This is a genomic window from Kribbella sp. NBC_00382 (assembly GCF_036067295.1).
In the GTDB taxonomy this organism is placed as follows: domain Bacteria; phylum Actinomycetota; class Actinomycetes; order Propionibacteriales; family Kribbellaceae; genus Kribbella.
Genome location: NZ_CP107954.1, coordinates 869,251 through 883,641, shown reverse-complemented (window position 1 = coordinate 883,641; position 14,391 = coordinate 869,251). Strand labels below are relative to the sequence as shown.

Sequence of the window (14,391 nt, the reverse complement as noted above, 5' to 3'; positions counted from 1 at the left end):
GCCCGCGATCGAGTGCCTCCGCCAGCCGTACCCCGTCAACCTGAGCGGTGTCGCGGGAAGCGGCCATCAGTCAGCCGACTAAGTTGTCTTGCTTGTCGCGCTTGGCGGCCTTCTGAGCCTTCTTCCATTCACGGACCTTGGCCAGCGACTCGGGGCCGTCGATGTCGGCGACCGAGCGCGGCACATCGTCGCCGAACTTGCCGGCGGCCTCGCGCCAGCCGTCCGGGGCGACGCCCTGGGTCTTGGCCAGGATGGCGACGAAGATCTTCGCCTTCTCCTCGCCGTAGCCGGGCAGGGCGTGCAGCCGCCGGTACAGCTCGGCGCCGGTGTCGACGCCCTTCCAGAGGTTCGCCGCCTTGCCGCGGTACTCGTCGGCCAGCACGACGCAGACCTGGTGGATCCGCTTGCCCATCGCGCCCGGGAAGCGGTGGATCGCCGGCTTCTCCGAACAGATCGCGACGAACTCGTCGACGTCCATCGCGGCGATCTTCTTCGCGTCCAGGTGCCCGAGGCGTTCCCGCAGCTTGGCCGGCCCTGCGAAGGCCCACTCCATCGGCACCTGCTGATCCAGCAGCATGCCGATCAGCAGGGCGGTGCCGTCCTTGTTCAGCAGGCCGTCGGCGGCCTTGTCACCTGTGATGTAAAGGGTCCCGGGCATGCGCTCAGGCTACTGGCTCCGGCGGAGCCGGCGCAGTACCGGTTGCGGGTTAACCCCTGCGACGGCCCGGATCCGCGCCGAAAAGCGGGCAGGGCCGGGCATCGCGGCCTATGCTCAGCGAGGGCAGGGCGACGACGTGGAGGAGCACGGATGGACATCCGGGATCTGGATCGGCGAGCCGGCGCGGTACTCGGCGAAGTAGTCATGCAGGTGCGACCAGAGCACCTGTGGTTTCCCACTCCCTGCCCCGACTGGACGGTCCGCGGCCTGCTGCGGCACATCGTCAGCGAGAACGAAGGCTTCGCCGCGGCGGCTCGCGACGGCTCGGCCCCGGTCCAGACCTGGACCGGCGGGCGGCTCGGCGACAACCCGGCCGGCGCCTACCGCCGTTCCAACGTGCGCGTGGCCGAGGCCTTCGCCGACGGGGGAGCGCTCGACCAGCCGATGGAGGTCCGCGAGTTCGGCGTCTTCCCGCGCCGGGTCGCGCTCACCTTCCGCCAGCTCGACTGCGTCGTCCACGCCTGGGACCTGGCCCGCGCCATCGACGCCCCGTACGACCCACCGCAGGACATGGTCGAGATGGCCCTCGGCCTGGCCCGCCGGATCCCCGACACCGAGGCGTCCCGAGGCCCCGGTGCGGCCTTCGAGCGCAGCCTCAAAACCGCCGGCGACGCCAACGACTTGCCCACACTGCTCGCCCTCCTGGGCCGCAACCCGGACTGGATCTCCCCGCTCGACTAGTTCTTCCGTGCGCCTAGTTCTTCCGTACGCCGCTGAAGCGCGCTCGATGCTGCCCAGGCGTCGTGTTGAGCACCCGCGTAAAGGCGCGCCGCAGCGTCTCGGGGGAGCCGAGGCCGACCTGCCGGGCGATCACGTCGAGCGGGTCGGCCGTCGCCTCGAGCAGGAGCTGGGCCGCCTCGACCCGGACCTTCTCGACGAACCGGGCGGGCGTAGTACCGACCTCGTCGTTGAACAACCTGGTCAGATGCCGAGTGCTCACCCCGGCGCGCGACGCCAGTACTTCGAGACTGTGGTCACCCGCCGGATCGGAGGTGATCGCGTCGAGCACCTTGCGGATCAGTTCATGCCGCGCCTGACCCGCGCTCAGCCGCACACTGAACTGCGACTGCCCACCCGGCCGTTGCAGGAACACCACCAGCTGCTTGGCCACCAGCCGCGCCGTCTCCGCACCGAGGTCCTTCTCGACCAGGGCGAGCGCTAGGTCGATCCCCGATGTCACCCCGGCCGACGTGATCACCGGCCCGTCCTGGACGAAGATCGCATCGCTGTCCACCTCGACCAACGGGAACCGCCGCGCCAGCTGGTCAGCGAGCTCCCAGTGCGTCGTCGCCCGGCGCCCGTCGAGCAACCCGGCCGCGGCCAGCGCGAATGCTCCTGCGCAGACTGACGCAGTACGGGCTGATTGACCCGAGAGCCGGCGGATCTGGTCGAGCAGGGCCGCATCGCTGATGGTGTGCAGCCAGTTGGGCCCACCCGGTACTACGAGAGTCGCGCCCCGCGCATCTGCCGACGACAGGCTGAGGTCCACCCCGAGCCGGGTACCCGTGTTGGCGACCACGTCGCGCCCGTCGGGTGAGGCCAGGCAGGAGCGGTACTCGCCGCCCTGCTCGTTGGCGACCGCGAACACCTCGAGCGGCCCGGTCACGTCGAGCAGCCGGACTCCGTCGTAGACGACCACCAGCACATCGGGCACTCCCCGAGTATGCGGTGCCGGCCGTCGCCGTCGCTCGGTCAGGTGTCCGGATCGGAGGGATACCCGTCCGGATCGCCCGGACCGCGCACGGGTCGTCCGCGCGAGGCTGGACATCAATCACGAGGAGGATGAATGTCCAGCATTGCAGGCATCGAGATCCCGGACAGCAAGCTCGCCCAGGAGGCGACCGAGTTGGTCCGCGATGTGACCGACGACCTGGTCTACGACCACTCCCGGCGGGTGTTCCTGTTCGGTTCGCTGAACGGCAAGGAACTGAAGTACGACCCGGAGCTGCTGTATGTCGGCGCGATGTTCCACGATCTCGGGCTGACCGAGCGGTACCGCGAGTCGCAGCAGCGGTTCGAGATCGACGGCGCCGACGCGGCCGCCGACTTCCTGCGCCGGCACGGGATCGGCGACGGCGAGACGCAGCTGGTCTGGACAGCGATCGCGTTGCACACGACGCCGGAGGTCCCCGCGCACATGGTGCCGGAGATCGCGCTGGTCACGGCCGGCGTCGAGGCCGACGTACTCGGGCTGGGGCTGGACCGGATCTCGGCCGACGAGCGCGCCGCCATCGTGGCGGCGCACCCGCGGCCGGACTTCAAGAACCGGATCCTGCACGCGTTCACCGAGGGCATCAAGCACCGGCCGGCGACCACGTTCGGCAACGTGAAGGCGGATGTGCTCGACCGGTTCGTGCCTGGCTTCGAGCGCACCAACTTCGTCGATGTCATCCTCGGGTCGTCTTGGCCTGAGTAATCGCGGGGTACGGCTTGAGCGTGATGGCGTCGGGCTGGCCGGCCAGCTTGGCGAGCAGCGGACGGAACGGGCGCGAGGTCATCAGCCGGGTCGAGGCGTCGCGCAGGCGGATACCGGTTGCGGTCATGGGCATCGCCATTTTGAGTCCGCCCGGCGGGAGTTCCATCCGCTGATCGGCGTACGGCTGCATCTCTCGCTGGTACGCCGGGAAGGCGCGCGCGTGGTCGCCGTCGTACTCGGTGAGCTCGCCGGCCAGGACGTAGGCGCCGACGAGGGACAGCGCAGTACCGTGGCCGGCCAGCGGGGAGCCGCAGTAGCCGGCGTCGCCGAGCAGGACGATCCGGCCGCGGGACCACTCCGGTACGACGACACGGCTCGTGGTGTCGAAGTAGAAGTCGTCGGCGCCGGGCATCGCGGCGAGGATGTGGGGCGCGTGCCAGCCGACTCCTGCGCAAGTCTTGGCCAGCAAGGCTTTCTGCTCAGCCTGCTTGAGACGGGGGAGCAGCGGTGAGCGGAAGCTGAGCAGGGCTTTCGCGTACTGCGGGTCGTGGTCCGGCCGCAGCGCGACCCACCGGCCGCCGGGCGCGGAGTGGATCTTCATCCAGCCGTCGAGTGGCTCGGGAGTCTTGACGGTGAAGAAGGAGCTGTAGCCGCCGAGGTGCTCGACGTACCCCGCTTCGTTGCCGAAGGCAAGCGCCCGGGTCCGTGAGTGCACCCCGTCGGCGCCGACGACCAGATCGAACCGGCGCTCGACGCCGCTCTGGAACGTGACCTGGACGCCGTCGTCGTCCTGCGTTAGCCTGGTGATCGAGTCGCCGTAAAGGTACTCGACTCCTTGGGTCGTCGCGTTGAGCAGGATCTCGGACAGATCGCCGCGAAGAATCTCGATCTCGGCGACCGGGCCCGCGCCGTGGAGGATCTCGGCCGGGAATGCGGCGGACCGGCGACCGTTGGCGCGGACGTAGTCCATCCCCCGCTCATGCATCCGTCGCTCCCGGACGACCTGCATCAGCCCCATCCGCTCAACCACCTCGCGGGCGATGCCGCGGATGTCAACAGTCTGCCCGCCCGGCCGCGGTGCCTGGGCGAGCTCGACAACCGTCGGCTCGAACCCCGCCTTCCGCAGCCAGAACGCCAACGCCGGACCGGCAATCCCAGCACCGGAGATCAGAACCTTCATGGTGGTTTCCTTCCATCGGGGTAGTGCACGTACGGTGTACACGAGACAGCGTCACACGATCCGCTGTCCCGCGTCTGAGTGCACTAGTTCGGAGGACCCATGGCAGCGCCCTACCAGGAGATCGCGGCAGAGCTCCGCCGGCAGATCACCGCCGGAGAACTCAAGCCAGGCGACCGCATCCCGTCCACCCGTGCACTAGTACGCACCTACGGCGTAGCCATGGCCACAGCCACCAAGGCCCTAACCGCTCTCCGGCAGGAAGGCCTGGTCCACTCCCTCCCAGGCGTCGGCACAGTCGTAGGCACCCGCCCGCCCAGCTCCCCGCTCCGCGCCCGCCCGGCGAGCGCCGCGCCCCCGGGGTTCCTGAGCAAAGAGGAGGTTGTGCGGACTGCGCTCTCGATTGCCGATGCTGAGGGGCTCGGTGCCTTGTCGATGCGGCGGGTGGCCACTGAGCTCGGGGTTTCGACGATGGCGCTCTATCGGTATGTGGGGGGTAAGGAGGCGCTCGTACTGCAGATGGTTGATGTGGCGATCGGGGAGTTTCCGATGCCGCGGCGATCGGGGAGTTGGCGGGCGGTGATCGAGGCGGCGGCGCGGGCGCAGTGGGCGGCGTACAAGGCTCATCTGTGGTTGGCGAGTGCGGTGAGTATCGGACGGCCGCAGGTGTTGCCCAATCTGCTGCCGCATACCGACGCCGTACTGCGGGCTGTCGGCGGCTTCGGCGTGGACGCGAACACGTCGATGTACGCGGCGATCACCGTCTTCGGCTACGTCCGTGGCGTCGCGCTCAATCTGGAGACCGAGGCGCAGGCCGAGCAGGACACCGGGCTGACGGCCGACGAGTGGGCCGACCAGCAGGCCGGGCGGCTGGCGGAGTTGATCGTCGAGCAGGATCTCGCCGGGTTCCGCGCGCTGGCGGACCCGGACGGGTTCGAGTTCGACTTCGATCTGGACCAATTGTTCGAGTTCGGGCTCGGAATCGTGCTCGACGGGCTGGCGGTCACGCTGCAACGGCGGCGGACGCCGCTACGCTGAGTATCGGCAGGTTCGCAGTAGCGGCAGAGTAGAGGCGTCGCAGTAGCGACGGCAGCGCAGAGGTGGAGGTGCGATGGGCCCGGAACCGGTGTTCGCGCCGGACGTGCCGGTGGAGGTCCGCCGGCTGTTCGAGCGGAAACCCGAGCTGTTCGTGCCCGCGAGCCACCCGAAACCCAAGCGGCAGACGTCCTGGTCAACCGAACCTGCGGCGACCTTCGGCTCGCTGCTCGTCTGGCTCGCGGTCTGCGTCGGCGGCTGGATCCTCGCCCTCATCATCTTCGCGCTGACCCTGCCGACCGCCGTCGCGGCGTGGGCGGCGCTCGTGCTCGCGATCGTCGCCGTCATCACCACCGGCGCGGTCGGGGTCGGTTCCGCGGTCGAGAACCGCAAGCAGAAGGCGGTCCGGCTGCAGCACGGCAAGTACCTGCTCGCCGAGGACTTCGACGAGGAGTCCGGCCGCCTGCTCGCCCGCGGCCAGCGCGCCGTCAAGTCGGTGCTAGAGGCAACGGTCACCCAGCGCGGCCTGCTCGACGACGTCAAGAACGAACTCGTCCTGCCCGAGCAACTCTGGGACATCGGCCAGGTCCTGCACGAACAGTCCGTACTCCGAGCCCGCCAGCGCGAGGTCTCCCGCGGCATGGCCACCGCCGAACTCGAAGCGGTCCTCGGCCCCCAGCGTCGTGCCCTGGCCCGCTCAGTCGACGCCATCAAACACAAGGTCGAGCTACTGGAGCGCTACGCCGACCGAGTCCGCTCCGCCGACGCCGCCCTCCGAGCCGAAGCAGCCCTGGCAGACGGCGACCGCTACATAGAACTCCTGGCCCGCACGGAACCAGCAGGCGACACCTCCGTCGTCCAAGGCTTCACCGACGAAGCCGACTCGCTCAAACAAACCCTCTCCCGCACCATCGCCGCGGCCCGAGACGCCGGCCGCACCCTAGCCCTCCCCGACTAGGCTCCTCCGCATGACTGGAACCGTGGTTGTTGCTGGAGGCACCGGTGGGCTCGGCTCGGCGGTGACCGCGGAGTTTCTTGCGGCCGGCTGGCGGGTGGTCGTACCGGGCCGATCTGAGAAGTCGCTCGGTGAACTCGGGTCGGCCGCGGCGCTGGAGACGCTCGTCGTCGATCTCGCCGATCCTGCCGGTGCTGCCGAGGTCGCGCGGGTGGCGGGGGCGGAGGAAGCGGCGCCGGTGCGGGCGTTGGTGAATCTGGTGGGTGGGTTCGCCGCGGGGGCGCGGGTACACGAGACGCCGATCGAGGAGTTCGAGGCGCAGCTCACGGTCAACCTGCGTCCGACGTACCTGGTCACCCAGGCGATCCTGCCGTTGCTGATCGCCGCGGGTGGCGGATCGATCACCTGTACTTCGAGCATGTCGGCGCTGAAGCCTTTCCCAGGAGCGGCCGGCTACATCACCGCCAAGGCCGCGGTGCTCGCCTTCGTCGACGCGCTCGCCGTCGAGTACGCGAAGGATCACATCCGCGTGAACGCCATCCTCCCCGGCACGATCGACACCCCCACCAATCGCCGCGCGATGCCGGACGCGAACACCGCCAAGTGGACCCCACCGGCCCAGATCGCGACCGTACTGCGCGCGCTCGCCGAGACCCCCGGCGTCACCGGAGCACACCTCCCGGTCTGACCCCAGCCCTCCGAATCGTCGCCGTCTGGTCCACCAGATCCGATTTGCGCTGTAATCGAATGCATGTGCGATGCTTGATCCATGGGGAGCAACCGGCGCTATCCGCGCGAACCGCCGCCCGACCGGAGCCGCCGGCACTGCTGGGTTCTCGGTACGGCGTACGAGCGCGGCCCGTGGCCCGGGCTGATCCTGGAGTGGCGCCGGAACAACTCCGACGACTGGATGGCACGGGTCGTCTACGTGCCGAACACGAAGGAGGCGAAGTCCGTCGAGGCGTGGTTCGCCGCCGGGTTGCTGCGACCGCTGGAGCCGTCGCGGGTCCCGCAGGGACAGGTGGATTTCCGCTGAAAGTAAACCTCTCGGCCTTTTTTGGCGTCTAGAAGGGTGTGTGGCCTGGGTACTGGTCGCGCATCCACAGGCGGACAGGGGAGGTCATGGGGCGTCGTTCTCGCGCGAAGCGGGCCAAAGGCGCGCCCCTGCCCAGTGCTGATCCGAGCACCGATGGGCAGTCGAGCCCTACCCGAGATGAAGCGGATCTTGCGGGTCTCGCCCGCGCGGCCGACTCTGGGGGAGTGGGCTCCGATCGTGGGCTGGGCGACACCGCTGGGGTGAGCGGTGATCCCACATTTGGTGCCGCTGGGGATGCTGGTGGAACTGGGGAAGCTGCGAGCCGGGGGGACGGTGAGCGGGTGGTGGGGGAGACAAACGAGAGCGGACGGGACCAGCTCGGTGCTGGGAACGCGAGCGGGAGCCGGCGGGATCGGCGGGCGGCGGAGCGGATTGCTCGGCGGGCTCGGTCGGTACCGCGATCGTTGGGGCTGACGCTGCTCAGTGCGCTGCTGCCCGGACTCGGGCTGATCATCGGCGGGCGCAAGCGGCTCGGGTCCTTTGTCCTGACGCTGACGGTCGGGCTGATCGCGCTCGGTGTCTACGTCGGGCTCACCCGGCGCGACGAGGTGCTGTCGGCTGCCGTCGTATCGAGTCGCCTGCTGATCACCAGTGTGGTGCTCGGCGCGATCGCGCTCGGCTGGATCATCGTGATCGTCGGCTCGCACCGGTTGTTGCGTCCGGCAACGGCTGCGCCAGGCGGCCGGGCCGTCGGTGCGATGCTGGTCGGCCTGCTCTGCTTCGCGATCGCCGCACCCGCCGCGATCGCGGTCGAGAACGTGCTCGCCCAGCGCGACTTGGTCCAGAACGTGTTCGTCTCGCAGGGCGAGAGCAAGAGCGCGACCCGGCCGAAGACGGTCAACGTGAAGGACCCGTGGGAGAACCGTCCGCGGCTCAACCTGCTGCTGCTCGGCGGTGACGACGCACCGAGCCGGCCGGGGATCCGTACCGACACCGTGATCGTGGCCAGCATCGACACCAAGACCGGCGACACCTCGCTGATCTCGATGCCGCGCCAGCTCACCTTCATGCCGTTCCCGAAGGACTCGCCGCTGCACAAGTTCTACCCGAACGGCTTCGGCCAGGAGGGGCTCAGCCTCGAGGGCCGGCTGGAGTGGATGCTGACCGCGATGTACCAGAACATCCCGGACGCGCACCCCGGCATCCTCGGCCCGTCCGACAACGAGGGCGCCGACGTGGTGAAGCAGTCCGTCGGCGAGGCGGTCGGGCTGAAGCTCGACTACTACCTGCAGGTCAACCTGAAGGGCTTCTCGCAGCTGGTCTCCGCGCTCGGCGGGATCACGGTCAACGTGAACGAGCGGGTCGCGATGGGTGGCATCAGCAGCGCGCACATCCCGCCGGCCGAGTGGATCGAGCCCGGCCCGAAGCAGCACCTGGACGGTCCGCACGCGTTGTGGTTCGCCCGCGGCCGGTACGGTGCCGACGACGACCAGCGGCAGATCCGGCAGCGCTGCACGATCAAGGCGCTGGTCGATGCGGCCGACCCGAGCACGCTCGTCACGAAGTACCAGGCGATCGCGAAGGCAGGCAAGAACCTGCTCCGTACCGACATCCCGCAGGAACTCCTGCCGGCCCTGATCCAGCTCGCCCTCAAGGTGAAGTCGGGCACCGTCTCGAACGTCTCGCTGGACGTGTCGAAGCTGAAGCTCAAGTACCTCCACCCGGACTACGAAGGCCTGCGCGAAACGGTCGCCAAGGCCCTCGAGCCCAAGCCGGAGACCCCGGCCACCACGACGCCGCCGAGCACCCCGAGCACCAAGGACCCGAAGACGCTCGCCCGCCCCGGCGCCGGCAAGACCACCCCGCCGCCCGCCACCGTCGACCTCGCCGACGCCTGCGCGTACCACCCCGAGGGCGACCAGCCGAGCTGATCACCCGGAGAGTGCCCGCCGAGCTGACTGCCCGGTGCCTGCCTGCCGAGCTGAAAGTTCTTCTCGGCCGGGTGTCGATCTGGTGGTGACCCGGTCGACGTGAGATCAAAGGATCTCCAGGACGAGGGAGTTGGACCGATGCGTTACATGATCATCAACAAGGCGGACGACGACACCGAGGCCGGCCGGATGGTGAGCCAGCAGGTGGGCGAGGCCGTCGGCAAGGTCGTCGACGACCTGTCGAAGGCGGGCGTGCTGCTGTTCGCCGAGGGCGTGCACCGCAGCGGGCTGGGCGCCCGGGTGAAGGTGGCCGACGGCAAGCGAACCGTCACCGACGGCCCGTTCGCCGAGACCAAGGAGCTGATCGGCGGCATCATCGTCGTCGACGTCCGCACTCGCGACGAAGCCGTCGAATGGGCCGCCCGCCTGGCCGAGGCCCTCAGCAACGAGGTAGAGGTCCGCCGGGTCGTGGAAGAAGCCGACTTCGCCCCCGACGCCGGCGTCTTCCTCAGCTGACCACAACTGGCGACCTTGAACACCAAACGGCGACCTTGGACAGGTAATAACGTGTTCAAGGTCGCCGGTGGGTGTTCAAGGTCGCGGATTCTGGCTTGCTGTTGGGCTGCGGGTGGGGTTCTATCGGGTGGGTGACGGTGACTGAGACGCACGGGGCGATCGATGCTGTTTGGCGGATCGAGTCGGCTCGGATCATTGCCGGGGTGGCTCGGATCGTGCGGGATGTCGGGTTGGCCGAGGAGCTGGCTCAGGACGCGTTGGTCGCGGCGTTGGAGCAGTGGCCGGAATCCGGCGTACCGAACAACCCGGGCGCCTGGTTGATGGCGATCGCCAAGCGGCGGGCCATCGACCTGATCCGGCGCAAGGAGACGTACCAGCGCAAGCTCGCCGAGATGGGGCACGAGCTCGAGATCGACGGGGACAGCGTCGAGGACGATGTCGAGGCGATTCTCGAGGACACGATCGAGGACGACCTCCTGCGGCTGGTCTTCACCGCTTGTCATCCAGTACTGACCACCGACGCGCGGGTATCGCTGACGCTCAGGCTGCTCGGTGGGTTGAAGACCGACGAGATCGCGCGCGCGTTCCTCGCACCCGAGGCGACCATCGCGCAGCGGATCGTACGAGCCAAGCGCAATCTGGCCAAGGCCGAGGTCGAGTTCGAAGTACCGACCGGTGAGGACCTGATCAACCGGCTCTCGTCCGTGCTCGAAGTCATCTACCTGATCTACAACGAGGGCTACTCGGCGACCGCCGGCGACGACTGGATGCGGCCGACGCTGTGCAACGAGGCGTTGCGACTCGGCCGGTTGCTCGCCGAACTGATGCCGGCCGAGCCCGAAGTACACGGTCTGGTAGCGCTGATGGAGATCCAAGCGTCACGCGCCAACGCCCGCGTCGGACCTAATGGCGAGCCCGTCCTGCTGCTCGATCAGGACCGCCGCCGCTGGGACCGCCTCCTCATCCGCCGCGGCCTCGAGAGCATCGACCACGCCTGGAACCTCGACGGCACCCCCGGCCCGTACCTCCTCCAGGCCGCCATCGCCGCCTGCCACGCCCGCGCCGCCGAAGCGGACGACACCGACTGGGCCCGCATCGCCGGCCTGTACGCCGTACTGGCCCAAGTCACCCCATCACCCGTGGTCGAACTCAACCGGGCAGTCGCGATCTCGATGGCCTTCGGCCCCGAGCGAGGACTCACAGCCGTCGACGCGCTCGCCGATGAGCCGTCCCTGAAGGAGTACCACCTCCTGCCGAGCGTCCGAGGCGACCTCCTGTTCAAGCTAGGCCGACTCGACGAGGCCCGGGCTGAGTTCGAGAAAGCGGCCACCCTGACCCGCAACGAACGCGAGCGAACGTTCCTACTAGACCGCGCCGCAGCCTGCTAGCCACCTGACTCACTCCCGGCCGGTGCCCAGACCCACCCCGACTCGCTCGTCGGATCGACGCCTTGCACCGCGCGAACCACAAGCCAGGTAGACGGTGTTTGCATGGCCGACATTGCCCTGGCGGCGGGGCTGCCGGATCAACGGCTGGTGTCCGAACGGAAACTTTTCGTTACCAGGTGCAAATTTCTTTCCAGGCAGCAGCTCTCCAGCTCGACATGCGAGTCGGGTTGGGCCTGAACACCCACCCCGACACCGCGTCAGAAATCTTTTGGGCAGGGGTGTCGATCTGAGGGTTGGTGGTTCGACGCAGCGGTGAGGCCAGATGAGAGGCATCGGCCGTTTGAAGGAGCACATCATGCAGAAAGTCACCTCGGCCGACGGCACTCAGATCGCGTACGACCAGCTCGGCGACGGCCCCGCCGTCGTCTTGGTCTGCGGTGGATCGGTGGATCGGATGTCGAACGCCCCACTCGCCGCGCTTCTGGCGCAGAGCTTCACCGTCTACAACTACGACCGCCGGGGTCGCGGCGACAGCGGTGACGCCGACGTCTACGCGATCGAGCGCGAGTTCGAGGACCTCGACGCGATCTTCGCCGTCGCAGGCGGCTCAGCCCACCTGTACGGTACGTCCTCCGGTGCCGCGCTTGCCCTCCTCGCGACCGCGGCCGGCCGGCCGGTCAACAAGCTGGCCCTCTGGGAGCCGCCGTACTTCCTCGAAGGTGCCGAAGGTCGTCCGCGGCCCGACACCGCGTCGATCTACCGCGGGTTCGTCGCCGAGGGACGCCGCGACAAGGCGGCGGAGTACTTCATGGCCGAGGTGGTCCGGATGCCCGCCGAGTTCGTGGCGCAGGCGAAGGCGTCGCCGTGGTGGCCGGCGCAGGAGGCGATCGCGCACACGCTCGCGTACGACGCGACGGTGATGGGCGACTACTCGGTACCGGCCGAGGCGATCAAGGCGATCCACCAGCCGACCCGGGTGCTGACCGGAGGAATCGCCTGGCCGTGGATGGCCGAGAGCAACAAGGTTGTGGCGGAATTGCTGGAGGATGGCAGTCACGTAGTACTGGCTGAGCAGCAGCACAATGTCGACCCGGCCGTACTGGCTCCCGCGCTGAAGGAGTTCTGGGTATGAATACCGTCGAATCCAAAGACGGAACCACGATCGCGTACGACCGGGCCGGCGATGGTCCAGTGGTGATCCTTGTCGACGGCGCGCTGTGCAGTCGCGCGCAGGGGCCGATGCCTGAGCTGGCCGGGTTGCTGGCCGCTGGGTTCACGGTTTACACCTACGACCGGCGCGGACGCGGGGACAGCGGCGACGCAGCGGAGTACGAGGTGGAGCGGGAGATCGAGGATCTGGCCGCGGTGATCGAGGCGGCGGGCGGGTCGGCGTACGTGTACGGGTCCTCGTCGGGAGCGGCGCTCGCGTTGCGGGCCGCGGCGGCGGGGGTACCGATCAGCAAGCTGGTGGTGTTCGAGGCGCCGTACGTGGTCGACGACAGCCGGAAGGCGATCCCGCGGACGTGGGTGGCTGACCTCGAGGCGTTGTCGGATCGGCCGGGGGACGCGATCAGGTACTTCATGACGAAGGGGATCGGGCTGCCCGGGATCGTCGTCACGCTGATGAAGCTGATGCCGGCGTGGAAGGGGCTGAAGGCGGTCGCCCATACGCTCCCGTACGACGCTGCGGTGGTCGGGGACAACGCGTTCGGCAAGCCGCTCGATGCGTCGCAGTGGGCCGGCGTGGAGTTGCCGGTGCTCGTGGTGGGCGGCGGGAAGAGTCCTGCCTGGATGCGGACATCGGTGAAGGCGGTCGCGGAGGCGGTGCCGGGGGCTGTGCATCGGGAGATCCCAGGGCAGAACCACATGATCAAGGCGTCGGCGATCGCGCCGGTGCTGACCGAGTTCTTCGGGAGGTCGAGATGAAGTTCACGACGACGATCGCCGGTACGACGGTGACCGGGATCGAGGTGCCGGCCGAGGTGATCGAGGCGCTCGGCCAGGGGAAGAAGCCGCCGGTGGTGGTGACCTTGAACGGCTACACGTACCGCAACTCGGTGGCGGTGATGGGCGGACGGTACATGGTCGCGCTGAGCGTCAAGCACCGCGAGGCGGCGGGTGTGGCCGGGGGCGATGAGGTCGACGTGGAGATCGCGCTCGATGATCAGCCGCGCGAGGTCGAAGTACCGGCGGATTTCGCTGCCGCTCTCGACGCCGAGCCGAAGGCCCGGGCGTTCTTCGACGGTTTGTCCTACAGCCAGCGCAGCTGGTTCGTCCTCGGCATCGAGGAGGCGAAGAAGCCGGAGACCCGCGCCAACCGGATCACCAAAGCAGTTGAACGCCTAGCCTCCGGCCGCGGCCAGCGCTGACAGTCCGAAGAACCTCTGAGAGGAGGTTCTTCGGACGGTTAGGCGTGCGTCAGGCGACGGTGATCAGGCCGCCGGCGTTGGTGCGGGCCGCGTCGAAGCGGGCCTGGGCGTCGGCCCAGTTGACGACGTTCCACCAGGCCTTGACGTAGTCCGGCTTCACGTTCTTGTACTGCAGGTAGAAGGCGTGCTCCCACATGTCCAGCATCACGATCGGGATCTGCCCGGCGGGCAGGTTGCCCTGCTGGTCGTACAGCTGGTGGATGAGCAGCTGGCCCTGCAGCGCGTCCCAGCCGAGGATGGCCCAGCCGGACCCCTGGATGGTGGTCGCGGCAGCGGTGAAGTGGGCCTGGAAGGCGTCGAACGAACCGAACGACTCGTCCAGCGCCGCGGCCAGCTCGCCGTCCGGCTTGTCGCCGCCGTCCGGGGAGAGGTTCTTCCAGAAGATGGAGTGGTTGACGTGCCCGCCGAGGTTGAAGGCGAGCGTCTTCTCCAGCCCGACGATCGAGCCGAAGTCACCGCTCTCGCGGGCCGCGGCCAGCTTCTCCAGGGTGTCGTTCAGGGCGTTGACGTAGGTCTGGTGGTGCTTCGAGTGGTGCAGCTCCATGATCTCGCCCGCGATGCTCGGCGCCAGCGCGCCGTAGTCGTAGCCGAGGTCCGGAAGCGTGTACTTCGTGGTCAACTCTGCTCCTTCGTCAGGGCCCCGAGGGGCCGGTCTGCTGCGAGATCCTTCGACGATGTGCCGACCCGGTGCCCGTTCCGGCCCCGGTCAACCCACCCTCCAGGCTCTACCTTGAAACTTCAACCAGTGTTGAGGTCAAGAAGACGCCTGCGCCTACCCGACCCGCTCCGG

16 protein-coding genes are annotated in these 14,391 nt (G+C 68.5%); 12 read left to right on the top strand and 4 right to left on the bottom strand.

The annotated features are described in order from the left end of the window. Positions 1-70: 70 nt before the first annotated feature. On the bottom strand, positions 71-658 hold the full coding sequence (locus tag OHA70_RS04395; protein WP_328328782.1) for an HhH-GPD-type base excision DNA repair protein: 588 nt from the start codon (positions 656-658) through the stop codon (positions 71-73). A 150-nt stretch (positions 659-808) separates the two neighbouring features. Between OHA70_RS04395 and OHA70_RS04390 the strand changes: the two genes are divergently transcribed. Next, a complete protein-coding gene (locus OHA70_RS04390; RefSeq protein ID WP_328328780.1) occupies positions 809-1,399 on the top strand; it encodes a TIGR03086 family metal-binding protein in 591 nt (196 codons plus the stop codon). A gap of 13 nt (positions 1,400-1,412) precedes the next feature. On the opposite strand, the gene OHA70_RS04385 is transcribed toward OHA70_RS04390, so the two are convergent. Continuing rightward, complete coding sequence (locus OHA70_RS04385; RefSeq protein ID WP_328328778.1) at positions 1,413-2,372, bottom strand: GlxA family transcriptional regulator; 960 nt, start codon at positions 2,370-2,372, stop codon at positions 1,413-1,415. Between the two features lie 132 nt (positions 2,373-2,504). Between OHA70_RS04385 and OHA70_RS04380 the strand changes: the two genes are divergently transcribed. Next, on the top strand, positions 2,505-3,134 hold the full coding sequence (locus tag OHA70_RS04380) for an HD domain-containing protein (protein ID WP_328328776.1): 630 nt from the start codon (positions 2,505-2,507) through the stop codon (positions 3,132-3,134). Here OHA70_RS04380 and OHA70_RS04375 read toward each other — a convergent pair. Then, positions 3,106-4,314 carry an FAD-dependent monooxygenase gene (locus OHA70_RS04375; RefSeq protein WP_328328774.1) on the bottom strand — a complete coding sequence of 403 codons (1,209 nt, stop codon included), beginning with the start codon at positions 4,312-4,314 and terminating at the stop codon, positions 3,106-3,108. The genes OHA70_RS04380 and OHA70_RS04375 overlap by 29 nt on opposite strands. 99 nt (positions 4,315-4,413) lie before the next feature. Here OHA70_RS04375 and OHA70_RS04370 point away from each other — a divergent pair, with 99 nt between their 5' ends. The 10 genes from OHA70_RS04370 (at position 4,414) to OHA70_RS04325 (ending at position 13,541) form a co-directional block, all read left to right on the top strand. Continuing rightward, entirely contained in the window at positions 4,414-5,349 is a 936-nt protein-coding gene (locus OHA70_RS04370; protein ID WP_328328772.1) for a GntR family transcriptional regulator, read from the top strand. 73 nt (positions 5,350-5,422) lie between these two features. Then, a complete protein-coding gene (locus tag OHA70_RS04365) occupies positions 5,423-6,304 on the top strand; it encodes a hypothetical protein (protein WP_328328770.1) in 882 nt (293 codons plus the stop codon). 10 nt (positions 6,305-6,314) lie between these two features. Further along, positions 6,315-6,989 carry an SDR family NAD(P)-dependent oxidoreductase gene (locus OHA70_RS04360; protein WP_328328768.1) on the top strand — a complete coding sequence of 225 codons (675 nt, stop codon included), beginning with the start codon at positions 6,315-6,317 and terminating at the stop codon, positions 6,987-6,989. 81 nt (positions 6,990-7,070) lie between these two features. Beyond that, on the top strand, positions 7,071-7,337 hold the full coding sequence (locus tag OHA70_RS04355) for a hypothetical protein (RefSeq protein WP_328328766.1): 267 nt from the start codon (positions 7,071-7,073) through the stop codon (positions 7,335-7,337). A 344-nt stretch (positions 7,338-7,681) separates the two neighbouring features. Beyond that, positions 7,682-9,268: an LCP family protein gene (locus tag OHA70_RS04350; protein WP_328328764.1), complete on the top strand. Its 1,587-nt coding sequence runs from the start codon at positions 7,682-7,684 to the stop codon at positions 9,266-9,268. A 138-nt stretch (positions 9,269-9,406) separates the two neighbouring features. Further along, on the top strand, positions 9,407-9,784 hold the full coding sequence (locus tag OHA70_RS04345) for a YciI family protein (protein WP_328328762.1): 378 nt from the start codon (positions 9,407-9,409) through the stop codon (positions 9,782-9,784). Positions 9,785-9,921: 137 nt separating this feature from the next. Beyond that, a complete protein-coding gene (locus tag OHA70_RS04340) occupies positions 9,922-11,172 on the top strand; it encodes an RNA polymerase sigma factor (RefSeq protein WP_328328760.1) in 1,251 nt (416 codons plus the stop codon). Between the two features lie 355 nt (positions 11,173-11,527). Then, entirely contained in the window at positions 11,528-12,304 is a 777-nt protein-coding gene (locus OHA70_RS04335; RefSeq protein WP_328328758.1) for an alpha/beta fold hydrolase, read from the top strand. After that, a complete protein-coding gene (locus tag OHA70_RS04330) occupies positions 12,301-13,098 on the top strand; it encodes an alpha/beta fold hydrolase (RefSeq protein ID WP_328328756.1) in 798 nt (265 codons plus the stop codon). The genes OHA70_RS04335 and OHA70_RS04330 overlap by 4 nt, the downstream gene beginning before the upstream one ends. Then, a complete protein-coding gene (locus tag OHA70_RS04325; protein ID WP_328328754.1) occupies positions 13,095-13,541 on the top strand; it encodes a YdeI/OmpD-associated family protein in 447 nt (148 codons plus the stop codon). Before OHA70_RS04330 ends, OHA70_RS04325 begins: the two co-directional genes overlap by 4 nt. Positions 13,542-13,590: 49 nt before the next feature. Here the strand turns inward: OHA70_RS04325 and OHA70_RS04320 are convergent, their stop codons facing one another. Then, a complete protein-coding gene (locus OHA70_RS04320) occupies positions 13,591-14,220 on the bottom strand; it encodes a superoxide dismutase (RefSeq protein ID WP_328328752.1) in 630 nt (209 codons plus the stop codon). Positions 14,221-14,391 lie beyond the last annotated feature (171 nt).